The following is a 21,530-nucleotide window of genomic DNA, read 5'->3' as shown; positions in this document are numbered from 1 at the left end:
TAAGGGAGCAGCAACGATGGCTCAGGTCGGTATTTTCGTTGGAACGGTCTACGGTAACTCTTTGTTAGTGGCGGAAGAGGCAGAAAATATCCTGCAACAACAGGGCCATGAGGTCAAAGTGTTTGAGGAAGGGACGCTGGCAGAGTGGCAGTTTTACCGCCAGCATTATGCGCTGGTCGTGACTTCCACCACCGGGCAAGGAGACTTGCCTGACAGTATTGCACCGTTGTTCCAGGCTATCCGCGACCAGGTGGGCTATCAGCCGGAGCTGCGTTATGGCTTGATTGCACTGGGCGATAGCAGCTATGACAACTTCTGCGGTGCCGGGCGTACCTTTGATGCTTTGCTGCAAGAGCAGGGGGCGACGCGTGTAGGTGATGTACTGGAGATCGATGCGATCGAGCAACCTGAACCGGAAGTGGTTTCCTGCCCGTGGGTAGAGCAGTGGGGCGCCTTGTTGAAATAGCCTCTCGATGCCTGGTGGCGAGCAGCCAGGCACGACTTTATTCCTCCTATCTCCTGTGGTGATGATAAAGCAAAAAAAAACCTAATCCCTTAAGCACTCAAGGCCGCAGCCAGCAAGCGTTAAAGAATTAGGTTTTGCCTGCCGGAGCAGTAACAACCCTATCGATTACCGATTTACCCTATCACACAGAAAACCGGCAAAATGTGACCCCCCTCACCCTAACCCTCTCCCACAGGGAGAGGGGACTGAACGTGCCACAAGTTAACACCTGTACCTGCCTGTGACTCCGGGCTCGCTCCCTCTCCCAATCTCTTTGTTTAAGAGATCCCTGGACTCTACAGCGGGAGAGGGCAGGGGTGAGGGGCGACCAATTGTCCTAAACCGACAAATATTAGGCCGATGGTGGCGGTTATTTACCGCGCGTCAGCTTTTCCAGATCGGATTCGATCTCGGCAATCTTGTTGGTGACCACGTTTTGCAGATGCTGCAGGTCATCGAGGATCTTGCGTTTCAGATCCACTTCCACCTGATCGCGCTGGCAGAGTTGATCCAGTTCATCGATCACGTAGCGCAGGTTGGGGTTGATCTCATGGATCTCTTTGTAACCCTGGCCGGCATTGTCTGCCACCACGGTTTTGCGCTGGCGTGGATACTTGAACTTCACGCTCTTGGCAAAGAACTCGCCCTTATCTTTGCGGAAGTAAATCTTGAGGATGTCGTTATTGGCCTCCTGACGCAGGCTATAGCGATCGATATCTTCCGGTTGATTGATACCCAAGCTTTTCAGGTTGTCATACATAATAGCGCCACCTTTTAATCAACTATATTTGCCTGATTAGCCAATATGCAGTGTTGTAAGCTGCAAATCGAAACACATCAGGAATATTCCACTGCCAGAGAGTATGGCGAAAACGCCCGTCACAGACTGTGACGGCCCGCGTATTGAAGGCAAAAAAATGGCGGGTAATGCACCCGCCGTTCAAGCTTAGTCGATAGTGCGCAATAACTCATTAATCCCGACTTTGCCACGGGTCTTGGCGTCTACTTTCTTGACGATCACAGCGCAATACAGGCTGTAGGAACCATCTTTGGAAGGCAGGTTGCCGGATACGACCACGGAGCCCACAGGTACGCGGCCATAGTGCACTTCACCGGTTTCACGATCGTAGATACGGGTGCTTTGGCCCAGATAAACGCCCATTGAGATCACCGAACCTTCTTCCACGATCACGCCTTCAACTACTTCTGAACGCGCGCCGATAAAGCAGTTGTCTTCGATAATGGTTGGGTTGGCCTGCAATGGCTCCAGCACGCCACCGATGCCGACGCCGCCGGACAGGTGAACGTTTTTGCCGATCTGCGCACAAGAACCTACGGTGGCCCAGGTATCTACCATGGTGCCTTCGTCGACGTAAGCGCCGATGTTGACATAAGAAGGCATCAGCACGGTGTTACGGGCGATAAATGCCCCCTGACGCACGGTTGCCGGTGGCACTACGCGGAAGCCTTCCTTCTGGAAGCGAGCTTCATCGTAGTCAGCGAATTTCATCGGCACTTTGTCGTAATAGCGGGTTTCTGCACCGTCCATTACCTTGTTGTCGTTGATACGGAAAGACAGCAGGACGGCTTTTTTCAGCCACTGATGGGTAACCCATTGCCCCTCGATCTTCTCGGCAACGCGCAGGGCGCCGCTGTCTAGCAGGGCGATCACCTGGTTTACCGCTTCACGCGTTACGGTGTCTACGTTGGCCGGGGTAATATCCGCACGGCGTTCGAAGGCGCTTTCAATAACGTTCTGTAATTGCTGCATGCTGTTCTCTGTCCTGATTTTATTTACGAAAGGTTACTTTTATCACATTTTATCGGTTGGATTGAGTGCCTCTGTCAACCGTTGTTCTAATTTTCTGCGTGTTTGCGGATCCAGCGCCCGGCGATCGGCATCGGCCAAAATAAACAAATCCTCGACCCGCTCGCCGATGGTGGAGATACGTGCACCGTGCAGCGACAGACCCAGATCGGCGAAAACTTCACCCACGCGCGCCAGCAGGCCGGGCTGATCGAGTGCGATCAGTTCCAGATAGCTGCGGCGATCGGTGTGGGTTGGCAGGAAGCTGACCTCGGTCGGCACGCTGAAATGGCGTAGCTTGGACGACGGACGCCGAGCGCGCGGCGGTTGATAATCTCGCTGGGTGATCGCTTGCTCCAGCGCATGGCGGATCGCGGCATGACGATCCTGGGCCAGCGGGCTGCCATCCGGCTCCAGCACGATAAAGGTGTCCATGGCCATGCCGTCGCGGTTGGTGAAGATCTGGGCGTCATGCACGCTGAGATTGCGCCGATCCAGCTCACCGGCAACGGCGGCGAACAGGTAAGGGCGATCCGGGCTCCAGATAAAGATCTCGGTGCCGCCACGCGTGGCCTGGTGGCTGACCAGCACCAGTGGCTTGGTTGAGTCATGGGCCAGCAGGTGGCGGGCGTGCCAAGCGAGTTGATTCGGCGAGTGACGCAGGAAATAGTCGGCGCGGCAGCGGCTCCAGATATGGTGCAGCGCCTCTTCATCGATATTGTCCATGCGCAACAGTGCCAGCGCCTGTAAACGATGGTGGCGCACCCGCTCGCGCAGATCCGGGCTGTTCTGCATACCACGGCGCAGTTGCTTCTCGGTGGCGAAATACAGCTCGCGCAACAGGCTCTGCTTCCAACTGTTCCACAAGGTCTCGTTGGTGGCACAGATATCGGCGACCGTCAGGCAAACCAGGTAGCGCAGCCGGGTTTCGCTTTGCACTTCGCTGCTGAACTGCTGGATCACGGTCGGGTCCTGAATATCACGCCGTTGCGCGGTAACCGACATCAGCAGGTGGCAGCGTACCAGCCAGGCAACCAGCTGTGCTTCGCGTGAGTTCAAGCCATGCAATGCGGCAAACTCCAAGGCGTCTTGGGCGCCTAAAATGGAGTGATCGCCGCCGCGTCCTTTGGCGATATCGTGGAACAGCGCCGCCAGCAACAGCAATTCTGGGTGAGGCAGGCGAGGATAGAGCTCCACGCACAGCGGATGGCGTGGGCGTGTTTCCTCATCGGAGAAGCTTTCCAGCTTTTGCAGCACGCGCACGGTATGTTCATCGACGGTATAGGCATGGAACAGGTCGAACTGCATCTGGCCGACGATGCTGCCCCATTGCGGCATATAGGCCCACAGCACGCTGTGGCGATGCATTGGCACCAACGCCCGTGAGACCGCGCCTGGATGTCGCAGAATGGCCATAAACAGCTCTCTGGCCTCGGGAATGTTGCACAGTGGCTGTTTCAGGTGGCGGCGCGCATGGCGCAACTGGCGTACGGTGGTGGAGTAGATACCTTTGATTTCACGGTTGCGTACCATCAGGTAGAACATGCGCATGATGGCTTCGGGCTGGCGGATAAACAGCGTTTCGTCGCGCAAATCGATCAGATCGCCACGCAGTTGAAAATCATCGTTCAGCGGGCGCGGCTTCTCCGTGGCGTCCAATGCCAGGATCGCTTCATCGAACAGCTGTAGCAGCATGTGGTTCAGCTCGCCGACGCGGCGCGTCATACGATAGAAATCCTTCATCATGTGCTCTACCGGTTCATTGCCTTCCCCCTCGTAGCGCAGCAATTGGGCCACGCTGAGCTGGCGATCGAACAGCAGGCGGTTGTCATAACGCGGTAGCGCCAGGTGCAGGGCAAAACGAATACGCCACAGGAAGCTTTGGCATTCGTTCAATTCGTTGCGCTCGGCCTGGGTCAGGAAGCCAAAACCGACCATCTCATCGAGCGAGGTGGCGCCGAAATGGCGGCGGGCCACCCACATCAGCGTATGAATATCACGCAGGCCACCGGGGCTGCTCTTGATATCCGGCTCCAGGTTGTAGCTGGTGCCGTGATAGCGCTGGTGGCGTTGTTGCTGCTCGATCAGCTTGGCGTCAAAGAATTTGGGCGAAGGCCAGAAGCCGTCGCTGAAAATGTGCTTCTGCAATTGCAGGAACAGGGCGACATCGCCGCAGATCATGCGGGATTCGATCAGGTTGGTGGCAACGGTCAGGTCCGCCAAGCCTTCCAGCAGGCACTCTTCCAGCGTGCGCACGCTGTGGCCGACTTCCAGCTTGAGATCCCACAGCAGGGTAATGAATTCACCGACGCGAGCGGCCTGTTCATCGGTCAGGCGAGTCTGGCTGAGCACCAGCACGTCGATATCAGACAGCGGGTGCAGTTCACCACGGCCATAGCCGCCGACGGCCAGCAGCGCCGTTTCGGGGATAGTGTCAAAGCCGTAAAACAGCCACAGCCGCCGCAATAGCCGATCGATAAACTTGCTGCGCGCCGCTACCAGGCTTTCGGCACTGGCACCGGCATTGAAGGCCGCTGCCAGCCACTGCTGAAACTGCTCAAGCCGCTGTTTGAGGACCAGGCAATTGATCTCTTCATCGCCATAGGTGCTGGGAGCATCCGGCTTATTGGGTACGGCCGGGGTCTCTAGCTCACGATAATTTTCAGACATGTTTCGCCGCCCATAAAAAAAGCCGGCATAGGCCGGCTTGTCACAAGAACCCTGTGGTTCTTACATCTCGTGCGTAATGATGTTGGGGATGGTGTCATCCTTGCGCAACGTCATTATCTCGCAGCCGTTATCAGTCACCACAATAGTATGCTCATACTGTGCCGACAAGCTGCGATCTTTGGTTTTCACCGTCCAGCCGTCTTTCATGGTGCGGATGCGGTAATCACCGGCGTTGACCATGGGCTCAATGGTGAAGGCCATACCGGCCTGCAGCACCACGCCGCCGTCATCGGCATCGTAATGCAGTACCTGCGGCTCTTCGTGGAAACCTTCGCCGATGCCGTGGCCGCAATATTCGCGCACTACGGAGAACTTCTCTGCTTCAACAAACTGCTGGATGGCTTTACCCAGAGTGCGCAGGCGAATACCTGGCTTGACCATCTTCAAGGCCAGATACAGGCTCTCCTGGGTGATGCGGCACAGGCGCTCGCCCAGAATGGTCGGTTTACCGACGATGAACATCTTGGAGGTGTCGCCGTGGAAACCGTCTTTGATCACGGTCACGTCGATATTGACGATATCCCCGTCTTTCAGCACCTTGTCGTCACTTGGGATGCCGTGGCACACCACTTCGTTCACCGAGATACAGACCGATTTTGGGAAGCCGTGGTAGCCCAGGCAGGCCGAGATCGCCTGCTGTTCATTGGTGATATGCTCGTGACAGATCCTGTCCAGCTCGCCGGTGGTGACGCCGGGTTTAACGTGGGGCTCGATGATTTCCAGCACTTCTGCGGCCAGGCGGCCCGCAACGCGCATCTTTTGAATGTCATCAGGTGTTTTAATTGAAATTGCCATGAAAGTTAGTCCGCAGGTGTCGTTATGGTCGACAAGGTAGAAAGATAAGGCATTGAGTTATGGTATCAGCCCGGCTTGAGGCTGCCAAATTTCATTTGTGAAGGGCTAGGCCAACTGCAACAAAAGTTGGTGTCTGGGGCGGGTTTATGGTATAAAGCGCGCCGGCAGATCCGCATTCGGCCTTAAGTGCCAATGAGGAAATGACCGAAGTAGTTCAACTGCACTCACATTGTGTAAATAACACACACGTATCGACACATCCGCCGGGGTGCCTTGAGATGACTCACGTCATTGTCCGGGTCGGCGTTATGGGATACGTGGAGGCATAACCCCAATCAACTCTAATAGAGGTTTTAATCATGGCAACTGTTTCCATGCGCGACATGCTCCAGGCTGGTGTACACTTTGGTCACCAGACCCGTTACTGGAACCCGAAAATGAAGCCTTTCATCTTCGGCGCACGTAACAAGGTTCACATCATCAACCTGGAAAAAACCGTACCAATGGCCAACCTGGCTTTGGCTGAACTGACCAAGATCTCTTCCCGTAAAGGTAAGATCCTGTTCGTTGGTACCAAGCGCGCAGCAAGCGAAGCGGTAAAAGAATATGCTAACGGCTGCGATCAGTTCTTCGTGAACCATCGCTGGTTGGGCGGCATGCTGACTAACTGGAAAACCGTTCGTCAGTCAATCAAACGTTTGAAAGATCTGGAAATCCAGTCCCAAGACGGCACCTTCGACAAGCTGACCAAGAAAGAAGCGCTGATGCGCACTCGTGAACTGGCCAAGCTGGAAAACTCCCTGGGTGGTATCAAGGACATGGGTGGTCTGCCAGACGCTCTGTTTGTTATCGATGCCGATCACGAACACATCGCGATCAAAGAAGCCAACAACCTGGGTATCCCGGTATTCTCTATCGTTGATACCAACTCCGATCCAGACGGCGTTGACTTCATCATCCCTGGTAACGACGACGCAATCCGTGCAATCAAATTGTACCTGACCGCCGTTTCTGCCGCCATCCGTGAAGGTCGTTCTCAAGATCTGGCCGTTCAGGCGGAAGAAAGCTTCGTAGAAGCTGAATAATAAGGTCAAGCCCTTATTAACCAGGTATTGAATATGTTGGTTAGGGGGGCCTTTAAGGGCCCCTTTGCTTATCTGAATGAGAACTATCTCCGAGCGAGATAACCGAGGAAAAAGAAATGGCTGATATTACCGCTGCCCTGGTAAAAGAACTGCGTGAGCGTACCAGCGCAGGTATGATGGATTGCAAAAAAGCGCTGATCGAATCTAACGGCGACATCGAGCTGGCAATCGAGAACATGCGTAAATCTGGCGCGATCAAAGCGGCGAAAAAAGCAGGCAACGTAGCTGCTGACGGCGTGATCAAAACCAAGATCGAAGGCAACTTCGGCATGATCGTGGAAGTTAACTGCCAGACCGACTTCGTTGCTAAAGACGGCGGTTTCCAGGCTTTCGCTGACAAAGTGTTGGATGCGGCTTTTGCTGGCAAAATCACTGACGTTGACGTGCTGAAAGCGCAGTTCGAAGAAGAGCGCGTTGCGCTGGTGGCAAAAATCGGTGAGAACATCAACATTCGCCGCATTGCTTCCCTGGAAGGCGACGTGTTGGGTAGCTACCTGCACGGTGCTCGCATCGGTGTTCTGGTTGCCGCTACCAAAGGCGCGGATGAAGAGCTGGTTAAGCAGCTGGCAATGCACGTTGCCGCTAGCAAGCCTGAATTCGTCAAGCCTGAAGACGTGTCTGCTGAAGTGGTAGAGAAAGAGTACCAAGTTCAGTTGGACATCGCCATGCAGTCTGGCAAGCCGAAAGAAATCGCAGAGAAGATGGTTGAAGGCCGCATGAAGAAATTCACCGGCGAAGTCTCTCTGACCGGTCAGCCTTTCGTGATCGAACCAAGCAAGAGCGTTGCTCAGGTGCTGAAAGAGCACAACACTGACGTAACCAATTTCATCCGCTTTGAAGTGGGTGAAGGCATCGAGAAAGTTGAAGCTGACTTTGCTGCTGAAGTTGCAGCAATGAGCAAACAGTCTTAATGCTGTTAATGGAGCCGCCGCGAGGCGGCTCCATTTTATCCAGCCAGAGAAACGCCGATGGTGGGCCCCGCGTGCCCAGGCTAATCGGTTGAAAACCCCAATACTATTACTACTGCTTCTTAGGACAGAACACCATGGCAACCAATGCAAAACCCGTTTATCAGCGTATCCTGCTCAAACTGAGTGGTGAAGCCCTGCAAGGTGCAGAAGGCTTTGGGATCGACGCTAGCGTTTTGGATCGCATGGCTCAGGAAGTAAAAGAGCTGGTCGAGCTGGGCATCCAGGTCGGTGTAGTTATTGGCGGTGGCAATCTTTTCCGTGGTGCAGGTCTGGCACAAGCCGGCATGAACCGCGTAGTGGGCGACCACATGGGAATGCTGGCTACCGTGATGAACGGCCTGGCTATGCGTGATGCACTGCACCGTGCCTATGTGAACGCCCGCCTGATGTCTGCCATTCCGTTGAATGGCGTATGTGACAACTACAGCTGGGCAGAGGCGATCAGCCTGCTGCGTAACAACCGCGTGGTGATTTTCTCCGCCGGTACGGGTAACCCGTTCTTTACCACGGATTCTGCGGCCTGCCTGCGCGGCATCGAAATTGAAGCCGATGTGGTATTGAAAGCGACTAAAGTGGATGGTGTATACTCCGCTGACCCGGTGAAAAACCCGGACGCAACGCTGTACGAACAGATCACCTACCAGGACGTGTTGGAGCGTGAGTTAAAAGTGATGGATCTGGCGGCGTTTACGCTGGCCCGCGATCATGGCTTGCCGATCCGCGTATTCAACATGAACAAGCCGGGCGCACTGCGTCGCGTGGTGATGGGTGAGAACGAAGGTACTCTGATCACCAAATAACGGCTGTTTGGCCAAATTTCGCAGGAGCGGGTAACGCCAGGCGTTGTGTGCTTCTGATAAGTAAAATTCACGGGCTATACTTTTCAGTACAGCCTGCCAAGTAACCAGCTTCCAAGGGTTCGCAACGTGATTAATGAAATCAGAAAAGATGCTGATTCACGCATGGAAAAAAGCGTCGAAGCATTCAAAAACCAAATCAGCAAGATCCGTACTGGCCGTGCTTCTCCAAGCATCCTGGACGGCATCATGGTGGAATACTACGGTGCAGCAACGCCGCTGCGCCAACTGGCCAACGTCACGGTAGAAGATTCCCGTACGCTGGCGATCAACCTGTTTGACCGTTCTCTGGGCCAGGCAGTAGAAAAAGCCATTATGTCTTCCGATCTGGGCCTGAACCCAAGCTCGGCTGGCACCGTGATCCGCGTTCCGCTTCCTCCGCTGACGGAAGAGCGCCGTAAGGATCTGATCAAGGTTGTACGTGGCGAAGCCGAGCAGGGCCGTGTGGCCGTGCGTAACGTGCGCCGCGATGCCAACGATAAAGTGAAGGCACTGCTGAAAGACAAAGAAATCAGCGAAGATGAAGATCGCCGTTCACAAGACGATATCCAGAAAATGACCGATGCCTACATCAAACTGCTTGATGCGGCATTGGCCGATAAAGAAAAAGAACTGATGGATTTCTAATCTCCATCGCCTTGAAATAGAGCGTCGCCTTGGCGGCGCTTTATTTTTTGTGGTGCAGATCTCGTTTTATCGTACGCGCAGAGCGTAAACCAGCCGTGATGCAAGTTACACTGTGGTGTACTTCCGATCTCATCACGCAGTAGATTCAGAGCGACCTCATGAAGCAACTGACAATTCTGGGTTCCACCGGTTCCGTGGGCACCAGCACCCTGGCCGTGGTCAGGGAAAATCCCGACCTTTTCGCGATCAAGGCACTGGTAGCTGGCCGTAATGTGGCGGTCATGGCGCAACAGTGCATAGAGTTCCGCCCGAGCTATGCGGCAATGGCCGATGAGCAGGCCGCCAATGAGTTACGCGCCGTGCTGGCAGAAAACGGTGTGAAAACCGACGTGTTGGCAGGTGAAAAGGCAGCCTGCGAGCTGGCCGCATTAGACGACGTCGACCAGGTGACGGCCGCCATTGTCGGGGCCGCTGGGCTGTTGCCCACCCTGGCCGCTATTCGTGCCGGTAAGCAGGTGCTGCTGGCGAACAAAGAGTCTCTGGTCACCTGTGGCCGCTTGTTTATGGACGCGGTGCAAAAGAGCCAGGCACAGCTACTGCCGCTGGACAGCGAGCACAACGCTATCTTCCAGAGCCTGCCAGAAAGCATCCAACGCCAACTGGGGTATAGCTCTCTGGAAGCCCACGGCGTTTCGCGCATCGTGCTGACCGGTTCCGGTGGCCCGTTCCGTACTACGCCAATGGAACAGTTCGCCACTATGACGCCGGATCAGGCCTGTGCGCATCCCAACTGGTCGATGGGGCGCAAAATCTCGGTAGATTCCGCCACCATGATGAACAAGGGGCTGGAGTATATCGAGGCTCGCTGGCTGTTCAACGCCTCGGCAGAGCAGATGGAAGTGATCCTCCACCCGCAGTCGGTGATCCACTCCATGGTGCGCTATGCCGATGGTAGCGTGCTGGCCCAACTGGGAACGCCGGATATGCGCACGCCTATCGCCCATGCCATGGCTTATCCGCAGAGGGTCCACTCCGGGGTGGCAGCGCTCGATTTCTGCCGTATCGGGGCGCTGACCTTCTCTGAGCCGGAACGTGAGCGCTATCCTTGCCTGTATTTGGCGATCGAAGCCTTCGACGCAGGCCAGGCGGCGACCACCGCACTCAACGCGGCCAATGAAATTGCCGTAGCGGCATTTTTGCAGCAACAAATTCGTTTCACTGATATTTCAGCCGTGAACCAAAAGGTTGTTGAATGTATGGCGCTGGCGGAGCCCACCAGCATTGAGATGGTGCTGGAGATCGATCGTCAGGCGCGTGAGGTGGCTGGCGGTCTGGTTCGTAACCTGCGGGTTTAATCACTTGAGCGGGTTATGCTGTGGGTAAATTCGGCTCTGCTACATTGTCTGAATTTGCTGGTAAACTCGCCAGGCCGCCGTGTGGCCGTTTGTTCAGGCTTCACGGAGGTGTTATAGTCTGCGCCATAATCACCGGTTATACCGTTGAATAATGGCCGGATTGGCAGCCCTTTTTACCTGACAAACGCGGCCAATAGGGCAGTGCCAAGCCAGAAGACGGGGAAAACTTACGCCAATCTTTGCCGGGAGCTCCTTGGGGCATCAGGCAGGCAGACTGAAAAGCTGTGTCAGGCACACGGCTTTTTTTGCGCGTAAGGTCCGATATTCCGGCAAGGCTGTGGTGTTTCTACCGAGGAAATAAGTACGAGTTATGTCGTCCGCAAACCAACAAGAAGCTAATCTTTCTGCTCATGGGCCACGTCATGTCGCGATCATTATGGACGGCAATGGGCGTTGGGCTAAACGCCAGGGCAAGTTACGTGTCTTCGGTCATAAAGCAGGGGTGAAATCGGTACGCCGCGCGGTCAGTTTTGCCGCCAGTCACCATTTAGATGCACTCACGCTTTATGCCTTCAGCAGCGAAAACTGGAACCGCCCGGCGCAGGAAGTCTCCGCGTTGATGGAGCTTTTTGTCCGCGCACTGGACAGCGAAGTAAAAAGCCTGCATAAACATAATGTCAGGTTGCGTGTGATCGGCGATGTCAGCCGGTTCAGCGCACGTTTGCAAGAGCGTATCCGCCGCTCGGAGCAACTGACAGAAAATAACGATGGCCTGACGCTTAACGTTGCCGCCAATTACGGTGGCCGTTGGGATATTATTCAGGGAGTGAAGGATCTGGCCGAGCAAGTGCAGCAAGGTACGCTGTGCGTAGATCAGATCAGCGAAGAGTTACTGGGCGAGCGCGTCTGTATGAGCGATCTGTCTCCGGTGGATCTGGTGATCCGTACCGGTGGCGAACATCGCATCAGTAACTTTTTGTTGTGGCAAATTGCTTACGCCGAGCTTTACTTTACTGATGTACTCTGGCCAGATTTTGATGAACTTGTCTTTGAAGGTGCGCTGAATGCATTTGCACAACGCGAGCGTCGCTTCGGAGGAACAACACCTATCGACGCCAATGCGTCCTAGGGGGAACTTTTGCTGAAGTCTCGCATCATAACGGCTCTGATTTTAATTCCGATTGTTATCGCAGCGCTGTTCTTGCTGCCGCCGATGGGCTTTGCCCTGGTAACACTCGCTGTGTGCATGTTAGCCGCCTGGGAGTGGGGGCAGTTGGCTGGCTTTGCTGCCCGCCCCCAACGTATCTGGTTGGCGATATTGTGCGGTTTCCTATTGGCGCTGATGATGCTCAGCGTGCCTGCCTACCATCAGTCTGTTCACCAATTGCAGATCGCTGGCCCGCTGTGGTTATCGCTGGGATGGTGGCTGGTGGCTCTGCTTCTGGTGCTGTTCTATCCAGGCTCGGCGGCGCTGTGGCGTAATTCGCGCACCTTGCGGCTGGTCTTTGGCCTGTTGACCATCGTGCCGTTTTTCTGGGGCATGCTGGCACTGCGTCAGTTCGGCTATGAAGAGAATCATTTTACCGGTGCCTGGTGGTTGCTGTACGTTATGCTGCTGGTCTGGGGCGCAGATTCTGGCGCCTACATGTTCGGCAAGCTGTTTGGCAAACACAAGCTGGCCCCGAAGGTCTCCCCGGGCAAAACCTGGGAAGGGCTGGTCGGCGGGCTGGTCACGTCTGCCGTGATTTCGTGGCTGTTTGGCCGCTACGCGCCGCTAAACGTGGTGCCTATGACCCTATTGGTCTGTTCGGTGATTGCGGCCCTGGCTTCGGTGTTGGGCGATCTGACGGAAAGCATGTTCAAACGTGAAGCCGGTATCAAGGACAGTGGTCATCTGATCCCGGGGCACGGCGGTATTCTGGATCGTATCGATAGCCTGACCGCAGCGGTACCGGTATTTGCCTGCTTGATGCTGTTAGTGTTTTAATCCGTCATCGGCGGGGGAGTAAAGGGATTCTATGGTCAGCGTACTCTGGAACTTGGTCGCGTTTATTATCGCTCTGGGTATATTGATCACCGTGCATGAGTTCGGGCACTTTTGGGTGGCCCGCCGCTGTGGCGTCCGTGTGGAGCGTTTCTCTATCGGCTTTGGCCGTGCACTATGGCGCCGCACCGATCGTCAGGGCACCGAATATGTCGTCGCCATGATCCCCCTTGGCGGCTATGTCAAAATGCTTGATGAGCGCGTCGAAACGGTAGCTCCCGAGCTGCGTCATGAGGCGTTCAACAATAAAACCGTCTTGCAGCGCGCGGCGATTGTCAGCGCGGGCCCCATTGCCAATTTCCTGTTTGCCATTCTTGCCTATTGGATCGTCTTTATCATCGGCGTGCCGAGTTACCGCCCGGTCATCGGTGAAATTACTCCGCAATCCATTGCCGCCCATGCCGAAATTTCTCCGGGAATGGAACTTAAGTCCGTTGACGGTATCGAAACGCCTGATTGGGAATCTGTTCGTCTGGCGTTGGTGACCAAAATCGGTGATACGCAAACCGAGGTGGAAATTGCCCCGTTTGGTTCTTCACAAAAGGTGAGCAAGACCCTGGATTTGCGCCACTGGAGCTTTGAGCCGGACAAAGAAGATCCCGTGCGTTCTCTAGGCATGATCCCGCGTGGCCCGCAGATTGAATCCGTGCTGGCAGAAGTCCAGGCCGGGTCAGCTGCGCAAAAGGCAGGTTTACAAGCGGGGGACAGGATCGTTAAAGTCGATGGTCAGCCACTTGGCCGTTGGGTTACGTTGGTTAAACGTATCCACAACGCACCGGGGCAACCGCTGGTTTTAGAGATAGAAAGAAACGGCGCCCCCTTGTCTTTAACGCTGATACCAGATACAAAGCCGGTGGGAAAAGACAAAGCGTTGGGGTTTGCCGGGATTATACCTAAAGTTATCCCTCTGCCGGATGAGTACAAGACCATCCGTCAATATGGGCCGTTCTCTGCGCTGTATCAGGCGGGGGACAAAACCTGGCAGCTGATGCACCTTACGGTCAGCATGATAGGTAAATTGATTACCGGTGATGTGAAGCTGAACAACCTGAGTGGCCCGATTTCCATTGCACAGGGAGCAGGGGCATCAGCAGAGGTGGGTTTTGTGTATTATATGATGTTTCTGGCGTTGATTAGCGTCAACTTAGGGATCATCAACCTCTTCCCATTACCGGTATTAGATGGTGGGCATCTCCTCTTCCTGGCGATAGAAAAGCTGAAGGGGGGCCAGTTTCTGAGCGAGTACAGGACTACAGCTACCGCATTGGTTCGATCTTGTTGGTACTGCTGATGGGTCTTGCACTTTTCAATGATTTTTCTCGTCTTTAGGGGCGGGGACAGGTTAGGAAGAACGCATAACAACGATGGCGATGAAAAAGTTGCTCATAGCGTCGCTGCTGTTTGGCAGCGCCACCGTATACGGTGCAGACGGGTTCGTAGTGAAGGATATTCATTTCGAAGGCCTGCAACGAGTCGCCGTCGGTGCGGCGTTACTCAACATGCCGGTTCGCGTAGGCGATACCGTCTCTGATGATGATATCGGTAATACCATCCGTGCCTTGTTTGCCACTGGCAACTTCGAGGACGTTCGCGTACTGCGCGATGGTGATACGCTGATTGTTCAGGTTAAGGAACGCCCTACCATTGCCAGCATCACTTTCTCCGGTAACAAATCGGTGAAAGATGACATGCTCAAGCAAAACCTGGAAGCCTCTGGCGTCCGGGTTGGTGAAGCACTCGACCGCACCACCTTATCCAGCATTGAAAAAGGGTTGGAAGACTTCTACTACAGCGTCGGTAAATACAGTGCCTCGGTGAAAGCCGTTGTCACGCCGTTGCCGCGTAACCGTGTTGACCTGAAACTGGTGTTCACGGAAGGGGTTTCCGCCAAGATTCAACAAATCAACATTGTCGGCAACCATGCCTTCACCAACGATGAGCTGATCGCGCACTTCCAGTTGCGTGATGACGTGCCGTGGTGGAACGTAGTGGCCGATCGCAAATATCAGAAGCAAAAGCTGGCGGGGGACCTTGAGAGCCTGCGCAGCTTCTATCTGGATCGCGGCTATGCCCGTTTCAATATCGATTCGACGCAGGTCAGCCTGACGCCAGATAAAAAAGGCATCTATATCACCGTTAACATCACCGAAGGCGAGCAGTACAAGCTTTCCGGCGTGGTGGTGAATGGCAACCTGGCCGGTCATTCGGCAGAAGTGGCCCAGTTGACCAAGATTGAGCCGGGTGAGCTGTTTAACGGCACCAAAGTGACCAAAATGGAAGATAACATCAAGAAGATGTTTGGCCGTTATGGTTACGCTTATCCTCGCGTACAGACTCAACCTGAAATCAACGACGCGGATAAAACCGTGAAGCTGAACGTCAACATCGATGCGGGTAACCGTTTCTATGTTCGTCGCATCAAGTTCGAAGGCAACGACACCAGTAAAGATTCCGTTCTGCGCCGCGAAATGCGCCAGATGGAAGGGGCGTGGCTGGGTAACGATCAGGTCGAGCAAGGTAAAGAGCGTCTGAACCGTCTGGGTTACTTTGAGACGGTCGATGTTGAAACCCAGCGTGTACCGGGTTCTCCCGATCAGGTTGATATCACCTATAAGGTGAAAGAACGTAACACCGGGACGCTGAACTTTGGTGTGGGTTACGGTACTGAAAGTGGCGTCAGCTTCCAGGCGGGTGTCCAGCAGGATAACTGGCTGGGCACGGGCTACTCTGTTGGCATCAGCGGCACCAAGAACGACTACCAGACCTATACCGAGCTGTCGGTGACCAACCCGTACTTCACCGTTGACGGTGTGAGTCTGGGCGGCCGTATCTTCTATAACGACTTTAAAGCGAATAATGCCGATCTGTCTGACTATACCAACAGCAGTTATGGTATTGACGGCACGCTGGGCTTCCCAATCAACGAGAACAACTCGCTGCGTGCTGGCCTGGGTTACGTCCATAACTCCTTGTCAGAAATGCAGCCGCAGATTGCCATGTGGCGCTATCTGAACTCGATGGGCGATTATCCTGACTATATGGATCGTGCCAGCTTTACAGCCGATGACTTCACGCTGAACCTGGGCTGGACCTATAATAATCTGGACCGTGGTTACTTCCCTACCCAGGGTAACCGCACTACGTTCAACACCAAGGTGACCGTGCCGGGTTCCGACAACTCATACTACAAGATGACGTTGGACACCGCGCAGTATATGCCGCTTAACGATGACAAGACCTGGGTGTTGCTGGGTCGTGGCCGTCTGGGCTATGCCGATGGGTTGGGCGGTAAAGAAATGCCGTTCTATGAAAACTTCTATGCGGGTGGTTCAAGTACCGTACGTGGCTTCCAGTCCAACACCATTGGTCCGAAAGCCGTGTACTACAACTCCAACTCGTATTCTTGCCAGTACGCGCCAGGCACCAGCACCGCTCAGCCGATTTGTAGCTCGAACGATGCGGTGGGCGGTAACGCCATGGCCGTGGCAAGCATGGAGTTGATCACGCCTACGCCGTTCCTCAGCGAGAAATACGCCAACTCGGTGCGTACTTCGCTGTTTATCGATGCCGGTACCGTGTGGGATACCCACTGGGAAAACACCGATCAGACGCTGATGTACGGGGTGCCAGACTACAGCAAAGCGAGCAACATTCGCGTGTCTGCCGGTCTTGCGCTGCAGTGGATGTCTCCACTGGGGCCGTTGGTCTTCTCCTATGCGGATCCGATCAAGAAATACGACGGCGACAGGTCGGAGCAGTTCCAGTTTAACATCGGTAAAACCTGGTAATAACCGGTTTCACCCGTGGGCATAGCGGTACAAGAATCGCAAATGCCAGGCTTAAACAAGCTCATAGCGAGAGAAATCTCATTGTGTAATGTGATAAGTCTGGCAGATTGTGTACTTTCAAAAGTGTCATGTGACACAAATGGGTGATGGTAAGGAGTTTATAGTGAAAAAGTGGTTATGTGCCGCAGGCCTCGGTTTAGCAATGGCTGCTTCTGCAGGCGTTCAGGCAGCTGACAAGATTGCTGTTGTTAACGTTTCTAGCATTTTCCAACAGCTGCCAGCTCGTGAAACCGTAGCCAAGCAATTGGAAAGCGAATTCAAAGGCCGTGCAGGCGAACTCCAGAACATGGAACGCGATCTGCAAACCAAAATGCAGAAACTGCAGCGTGATGGTTCTACCATGAAAGCCAGCGATCGCACCAAGATGGAAAAAGACGTGATGGCTCAGCGTGAGAAGTTCTCTCAGAAAGCGCAGGCTTTCGAGCAGGACAATCGTCGTCGCCAGATGGAAGAGCGTAACAAGATCCTGAGCCGTATTCAGGATGCAGTGAAAGTCATTGCCAGCAAAGAAGGCTATGACGTCGTCGTCGATGTTAACGCTACTGCTTACTTCGCGGCAGGCAAAGATATTACTGCAGACGTGCTGAAACAGGTTAAATAACGCCATGCCTTCAATTCGACTGGCTGATTTAGCGCAGCAGTTGGATGCACAATTGCACGGTGATGGCGATCTCGTCATCACCGGCATTGCTTCTATGCATTCCGCACAGCCTGGCCAAATCACGTTTTTGTCAAACAGCCGCTACCAACAGCAGCTGGCTTCCTGCCAGGCGAGTGCTGTGGTACTCACCGAAGCAGACCTACCACACTGCCGTAGCGCAGCGCTGGTAGTTAAAAACCCTTACCTGACCTATGCGCGTATGGCGCAGTTGATGGACACCACGCCAGCACCCGCAGCAGATATCGCGCCAAGCGCGGTGATCTCTCCTGAGGCCAAGCTGGGGCAGAACGTTGCTATTGGGGCGAACGCGGTTATCGAATCCGGTGTTGAACTGGGCGATAACGTGGTCATTGGCCCGGGCTGCTTTATCGGCAAGCAGGCACGCATCGGCGCAGGTACGCGTCTGTGGGCCAACGTGACGATTTATCATGAAGTGGAAATCGGCCAGCACTGCCTGATCCAATCGGGAACGGTAATTGGTGCGGACGGTTTCGGCTACGCCAACGAGCGTGGCAACTGGATCAAGATCCCGCAGCTTGGCACGGTGATTATTGGCGATCGCGTTGAGATTGGTGCCTGTACCACCATCGACCGTGGCGCCTTGGATAACACCCAGATTGGGAATGGTGTTATCATAGATAACCAGTGTCAGATTGCACACAACGTGGTGATTGGCGAGAATACCGCCGTCGCGGGCGGTGTGATCATGGCGGGTAGCCTGAAAATCGGGCGCTATTGCCAAATCGGCGGCGCCAGTGTGATCAATGGTCACATGGAGATTGCTGACCAGGTAGTTGTCACCGGGATGGGAATGGTTATGCGACCAATCACCGAACCTGGGGTATACTCCTCTGGCATTCCGTTACAACCCAACAAAGTTTGGCGTAAAACCGCGGCGTTGGTGATGAATATCGATGAGATTAGCAAGCGCTTGAAAGCTGTCGAACGAAAAGTCGGAAAAGACTAATCACCACGGCCCGGGATGCTGGGTATAAAACGAAACGCGTTGGCAATGATGCCAAAAGCGCAAAGAGTTGTTAATTTGCGGCCTGCCTGATGATCTCCTTTTTGGGGTCAACGCAGGCCGTGTTGTTGATGCCATCAGTTTTTAGAGACAGGAAGAGTATTTTGACTACTGACACTCATACTCTAGATATTGCAGAAATTCTGGAACTGCTTCCTCACCGTTATCCATTCTTGCTGGTTGACCGTGTATTGGATTTCGAAGAGCATAAATATCTGCGTGCAGTGAAGAACGTATCCGTTAATGAGCCGTTTTTCCAGGGGCATTTCCCTGGTAAACCGATTTTTCCAGGCGTGCTGATTTTGGAAGCTATGGCTCAGGCCACGGGTATCCTGGCATTTAAGAGCGTGGGTAAACTGGAACCGGGCGAGCTGTACTATTTCGCCGGTATTGACGAAGCTCGCTTCAAGCGCCCTGTGGTGCCTGGCGATCAGATGATTATGGAAGTCACTTTCGAGAAAACCCGTCGTGGTCTGACCCGCTTTAAAGGCGTGGCGACCGTCGATGGAAAAATTGTCTGCGAAGCAACCATGATGTGTGCCCGCAGCCGGGAGGCATAATCCGTGATTGATAAAACCGCCTTTATCCATCCAAGCGCGATCGTTGAAGAAGGCGCCGTTATCGGCGCTGGTGCGCATATAGGTCCCTTCTGCTACGTCGGCTCCCAGGTGGAAATCGGCGCGGGTACGGTCCTCAAATCGCATGTGGTGGTGAACGGTATCACCAAGATTGGCCGCGATAACGAGATCTATCAGTTTGCCTCTATCGGCGAAGTGAATCAGGATCTCAAATACGCTGGCGAACCGACTCGGGTTGAAGTCGGCGATCGTAACCGCATTCGTGAGAGCGTCACCATTCATCGCGGTACTGCACAGGGAACGGGCCTGACCAAAGTCGGTAATGACAACCTGCTGATGGTCAACGTGCACGTTGCTCATGACTGCGTGGTAGGCAATTCCTGCGTGTTGGCCAACAACGCTACGCTGGCAGGTCATGTGGAGATCGACGATTTCGCCATCATTGGCGGCATGACCGCGATCCACCAATTCTGTGTGATTGGTGCCCATGTGATGGTCGGTGGTTGCTCCGGTGTCGCTCAGGACGTACCACCTTTTGTCATCGCGCAGGGTAACCACGCGACGCCATTTGGTATCAACGCCGTAGGTCTGAAACGCCGTGGTTTTGATAAGGATCAAATGCAGGCGATCCGTAATGCCTACAAGATCCTCTATCGCAGCGAGAAGACCTTCGACGAGGCTAAAGCAGAGATCGAAACCCTGGCGCAACAGCAGCCAGTGGTACAGCAGTTCCTCGATTTCTTTGCGCGTTCTACCCGTGGGATTATTCGCTGAGTTATGCCAAATCGTCCATTGACTATCGGATTGGTCGCCGGGGAAACCTCCGGTGATATTTTGGGTGCCGGATTAATTCGTGCGCTTAAGACGCACTACCCAAGCGCCCGCTTTGTCGGTGTCGCTGGCCCGCTGATGCAGGCCGAAGGGTGTGAAACCTGGTACGAAATGGAAGAGCTGGCGGTGATGGGCGTGGTAGAGGTGCTTGAGCGTCTGCCACGCCTGTTGAAGATCCGCAAGGATCTGACCCGCCGGTTCAGTGAGCTGAAGCCTGACGTGTTTGTCGGTATCGATGCGCCAGATTTCAACCTCACGCTGGAAGGCCGCCTGAAACAGCGCGGTATCCGCACTATTCACTATGTCAGCCCGTCCGTGTGGGCCTGGCGTCAGAAACGCGTTTTCAAAATTGGTAAAGCGACCGACCTGGTGTTGGCGTTCCTCCCTTTCGAAAAAGCGTTTTACGATCGTTTCAACGTCCCTTGCCGCTTTATTGGTCATACCATGGCCGATGCGATGCCATTGCAGGCGGATAAGCTGGCCGCACGCGCTACGCTGGGCATTGACCCGGGCGCTCGCTGTTTGGCATTGCTACCCGGCAGCCGTAATGCCGAAGTGGAAATGCTCAGTGGTGACTTCCTGCGTACCGCCCAATTGCTACGCGAGCATTATCCCGATCTGGAAGTGGTGGTGCCTTTGGTCAACGCCAAGCGCCGTGAGCAGTTTGAACGCATCAAGGCCGAGGTCGCGCCTGAGCTTAAGGTTCACCTGCTGGATGGCAAAGGGCGTGAGGCGATGGTGGCCAGCGATGCAGCTCTGTTGGCTTCCGGCACCGCAGCGCTGGAATGCATGTTGGCAAAATGCCCGATGGTGGTGGGTTACCGCATGAAGCCATTTACCTTCTGGCTGGCGGAGCGGCTGGTGAAAACCCCGTATGTCTCATTGCCTAACCTGCTGGCGGGGCGTGAAATCGTCACCGAACTGCTGCAACACGATTGTGTACCGGATAAGCTGGCCGCGGCGTTATTGCCGCTGCTGGAAGACAGCCCGCAGGCGGAGCTGTTGAAACAAACCTTCCTTGAACTGCATCAGAGCATTCGCTGTGGTGCCGATGAACAGGCCGCTCAGGCTGTGTTGGAGCTGGCAAAAGCATGATGGAACCCTTTGTTTACCCTGCCGCCCGGCTGTTTGCCGGTGTGGATGAAGTGGGACGCGGGCCTTTGGTGGGCGCCGTTGTGACCGCTGCGGTGATCCTCGATCCTGCACGGCCGATTGTTGGCCTGGCGGATTCCAAAAAGCTCAGCGAGAAGCGCCGCCTGGCGTTATACGACGAGATCGTGGAAAAGGCGCTGTCCTGGAGCCTGGGGCGTGCTGAGCCGGTCGAAATCGACCAACTGAATATCCTGCATGCCACCATGCTGGCGATGCAGCGCGCGGTAGCGGGTTTGCATATCGCACCGGACATGGTGTTGATTGACGGCAACCGTTGCCCCAAATTGCCGATGCGCTCGTTAGCGGTGGTGAAAGGGGATAGCCGGGTTGCGGAGATCAGTGCCGCGTCAATTCTGGCGAAGGTAACCCGCGATCGCGAAATGACCGAGCTGGATGCGATTTTCCCGGATTACGGCTTTGCCCAACACAAGGGCTATCCCACCGCGTTCCATCTGGAAAAGCTGGCCGTGTTGGGGGCTACCGAGCATCATCGTCGCAGCTTTGCCCCGGTAAGACGGGCGCTGGAGTCTGGCTCGTCAGCTAAGTAACCAAGCCGCATAGTTCACACGATGCTTAATATTACGCCCCCTCTCCTTTTGG

General features: G+C 54.6%; 19 protein-coding genes and 1 pseudogene. 16 read left to right on the top strand and 4 right to left on the bottom strand.

Annotated features, from left to right (window positions below; translation table 11 throughout):
* Nucleotides 1-16 precede the first annotated feature (16 nt).
* The gene (locus D9980_RS14565; protein ID WP_121607668.1) at nt 17-466 is read left to right on the top strand and encodes a flavodoxin; all 450 of its coding nucleotides are present in this window, start codon (nt 17-19) and stop codon (nt 464-466) included.
* A 409-nt stretch (nt 467-875) separates the two neighbouring features.
* Here the strand turns inward: D9980_RS14565 and D9980_RS14560 are convergent, their stop codons facing one another.
* The 4 genes from D9980_RS14560 to map all read right to left on the bottom strand — a co-directional run bounded on the left by D9980_RS14560 (nt 876) and on the right by map (nt 5,837).
* Complete coding sequence (locus D9980_RS14560; RefSeq protein ID WP_021179904.1) at nt 876-1,265, bottom strand: DUF3461 family protein; 390 nt, start codon at nt 1,263-1,265, stop codon at nt 876-878.
* A gap of 186 nt (nt 1,266-1,451) precedes the next feature.
* Nucleotides 1,452-2,276: a 2,3,4,5-tetrahydropyridine-2,6-dicarboxylate N-succinyltransferase gene (gene dapD / locus D9980_RS14555; RefSeq protein WP_121607667.1), complete on the bottom strand. Its 825-nt coding sequence runs from the start codon at nt 2,274-2,276 to the stop codon at nt 1,452-1,454.
* A gap of 42 nt (nt 2,277-2,318) precedes the next feature.
* Nucleotides 2,319-4,982, bottom strand: coding sequence for a bifunctional uridylyltransferase/uridylyl-removing protein GlnD (glnD, locus tag D9980_RS14550; protein ID WP_024484314.1), 2,664 nt, complete (start codon nt 4,980-4,982; stop codon nt 2,319-2,321).
* Between the two features lie 60 nt (nt 4,983-5,042).
* Nucleotides 5,043-5,837, bottom strand: a complete 795-nt coding sequence (map, locus tag D9980_RS14545) for a type I methionyl aminopeptidase (RefSeq protein WP_021179907.1) — start codon at nt 5,835-5,837, stop codon at nt 5,043-5,045.
* Nucleotides 5,838-6,196: 359 nt separating this feature from the next.
* Between map and rpsB the strand changes: the two genes are divergently transcribed.
* From rpsB to rnhB, 15 genes and pseudogenes are all read left to right on the top strand, one after another.
* Nucleotides 6,197-6,922, top strand: coding sequence for a 30S ribosomal protein S2 (rpsB, locus tag D9980_RS14540; protein WP_021179908.1), 726 nt, complete (start codon nt 6,197-6,199; stop codon nt 6,920-6,922).
* A 116-nt stretch (nt 6,923-7,038) separates the two neighbouring features.
* Nucleotides 7,039-7,893, top strand: a complete 855-nt coding sequence (gene tsf / locus D9980_RS14535; RefSeq protein WP_024484315.1) for a translation elongation factor Ts — start codon at nt 7,039-7,041, stop codon at nt 7,891-7,893.
* Between the two features lie 134 nt (nt 7,894-8,027).
* A complete protein-coding gene (pyrH, locus tag D9980_RS14530) occupies nt 8,028-8,753 on the top strand; it encodes a UMP kinase (protein WP_021179910.1) in 726 nt (241 codons plus the stop codon).
* A 126-nt stretch (nt 8,754-8,879) separates the two neighbouring features.
* Nucleotides 8,880-9,437, top strand: a complete 558-nt coding sequence (gene frr, locus D9980_RS14525) for a ribosome recycling factor (protein ID WP_121607666.1) — start codon at nt 8,880-8,882, stop codon at nt 9,435-9,437.
* 158 nt (nt 9,438-9,595) lie between these two features.
* A complete protein-coding gene (gene ispC, locus D9980_RS14520; protein ID WP_024484317.1) occupies nt 9,596-10,792 on the top strand; it encodes a 1-deoxy-D-xylulose-5-phosphate reductoisomerase in 1,197 nt (398 codons plus the stop codon).
* 370 nt (nt 10,793-11,162) lie between these two features.
* Nucleotides 11,163-11,921: a (2E,6E)-farnesyl-diphosphate-specific ditrans,polycis-undecaprenyl-diphosphate synthase gene (gene ispU, locus D9980_RS14515; RefSeq protein ID WP_021179913.1), complete on the top strand. Its 759-nt coding sequence runs from the start codon at nt 11,163-11,165 to the stop codon at nt 11,919-11,921.
* 9 nt (nt 11,922-11,930) lie between these two features.
* Nucleotides 11,931-12,779: a phosphatidate cytidylyltransferase gene (gene cdsA / locus D9980_RS14510; RefSeq protein WP_021179914.1), complete on the top strand. Its 849-nt coding sequence runs from the start codon at nt 11,931-11,933 to the stop codon at nt 12,777-12,779.
* 31 nt (nt 12,780-12,810) lie between these two features.
* Nucleotides 12,811-14,165, top strand: a pseudogene (rseP, locus tag D9980_RS14505) (sigma E protease regulator RseP).
* A gap of 35 nt (nt 14,166-14,200) precedes the next feature.
* On the top strand, nt 14,201-16,624 hold the full coding sequence (gene bamA / locus D9980_RS14500) for an outer membrane protein assembly factor BamA (protein ID WP_121607664.1): 2,424 nt from the start codon (nt 14,201-14,203) through the stop codon (nt 16,622-16,624).
* Nucleotides 16,625-16,787: 163 nt separating this feature from the next.
* Entirely contained in the window at nt 16,788-17,285 is a 498-nt protein-coding gene (skp, locus tag D9980_RS14495; RefSeq protein ID WP_121607663.1) for a molecular chaperone Skp, read from the top strand.
* Between the two features lie 4 nt (nt 17,286-17,289).
* A complete protein-coding gene (gene lpxD, locus D9980_RS14490; RefSeq protein WP_024484321.1) occupies nt 17,290-18,312 on the top strand; it encodes a UDP-3-O-(3-hydroxymyristoyl)glucosamine N-acyltransferase in 1,023 nt (340 codons plus the stop codon).
* A 161-nt stretch (nt 18,313-18,473) separates the two neighbouring features.
* Nucleotides 18,474-18,929 (top strand): 3-hydroxyacyl-ACP dehydratase FabZ, encoded by a 456-nt coding sequence (gene fabZ / locus D9980_RS14485; RefSeq protein ID WP_021179919.1) that lies wholly within the window; start codon nt 18,474-18,476, stop codon nt 18,927-18,929.
* Nucleotides 18,930-18,932: 3 nt separating this feature from the next.
* Nucleotides 18,933-19,721 (top strand): acyl-ACP--UDP-N-acetylglucosamine O-acyltransferase, encoded by a 789-nt coding sequence (gene lpxA / locus D9980_RS14480; RefSeq protein ID WP_024484322.1) that lies wholly within the window; start codon nt 18,933-18,935, stop codon nt 19,719-19,721.
* Between the two features lie 3 nt (nt 19,722-19,724).
* The gene (lpxB, locus tag D9980_RS14475) at nt 19,725-20,873 is read left to right on the top strand and encodes a lipid-A-disaccharide synthase (protein WP_024484323.1); all 1,149 of its coding nucleotides are present in this window, start codon (nt 19,725-19,727) and stop codon (nt 20,871-20,873) included.
* On the top strand, nt 20,870-21,478 hold the full coding sequence (gene rnhB, locus D9980_RS14470; RefSeq protein WP_024484324.1) for a ribonuclease HII: 609 nt from the start codon (nt 20,870-20,872) through the stop codon (nt 21,476-21,478). The genes lpxB and rnhB overlap by 4 nt, the downstream gene beginning before the upstream one ends.
* The last annotated feature ends 52 nt before the right edge of the window (nt 21,479-21,530 follow it).

Origin of the sequence: Serratia sp. 3ACOL1 (assembly GCF_003668775.1) — a bacterium.
GTDB lineage: Bacteria > Pseudomonadota > Gammaproteobacteria > Enterobacterales > Enterobacteriaceae > Chania > Chania fonticola.
The sequence above is the reverse complement of the archived record's forward strand: the minus strand, read 5'-3'. Positions and strand labels throughout refer to the sequence as shown.

Coding starts and splice junctions, on each gene's coding strand:
- D9980_RS14565 (WP_121607668.1), top strand. CDS start 17: ATGGCTCAGGTCGGTATTTTCGTTGGAACGGTCTACGGTAACTCTTTG.
- D9980_RS14560 (WP_021179904.1), bottom strand. CDS start 1,265: ATGTATGACAACCTGAAAAGCTTGGGTATCAATCAACCGGAAGATATC.
- dapD (WP_121607667.1), bottom strand. CDS start 2,276: ATGCAGCAATTACAGAACGTTATTGAAAGCGCCTTCGAACGCCGTGCG.
- glnD (WP_024484314.1), bottom strand. CDS start 4,982: ATGTCTGAAAATTATCGTGAGCTAGAGACCCCGGCCGTACCCAATAAG.
- map (WP_021179907.1), bottom strand. CDS start 5,837: ATGGCAATTTCAATTAAAACACCTGATGACATTCAAAAGATGCGCGTT.
- rpsB (WP_021179908.1), top strand. CDS start 6,197: ATGGCAACTGTTTCCATGCGCGACATGCTCCAGGCTGGTGTACACTTT.
- tsf (WP_024484315.1), top strand. CDS start 7,039: ATGGCTGATATTACCGCTGCCCTGGTAAAAGAACTGCGTGAGCGTACC.
- pyrH (WP_021179910.1), top strand. CDS start 8,028: ATGGCAACCAATGCAAAACCCGTTTATCAGCGTATCCTGCTCAAACTG.
- ispC (WP_024484317.1), top strand. CDS start 9,596: ATGAAGCAACTGACAATTCTGGGTTCCACCGGTTCCGTGGGCACCAGC.
- ispU (WP_021179913.1), top strand. CDS start 11,163: ATGTCGTCCGCAAACCAACAAGAAGCTAATCTTTCTGCTCATGGGCCA.
- bamA (WP_121607664.1), top strand. CDS start 14,201: ATGGCGATGAAAAAGTTGCTCATAGCGTCGCTGCTGTTTGGCAGCGCC.
- lpxD (WP_024484321.1), top strand. CDS start 17,290: ATGCCTTCAATTCGACTGGCTGATTTAGCGCAGCAGTTGGATGCACAA.
- lpxB (WP_024484323.1), top strand. CDS start 19,725: ATGCCAAATCGTCCATTGACTATCGGATTGGTCGCCGGGGAAACCTCC.
- rnhB (WP_024484324.1), top strand. CDS start 20,870: ATGATGGAACCCTTTGTTTACCCTGCCGCCCGGCTGTTTGCCGGTGTG.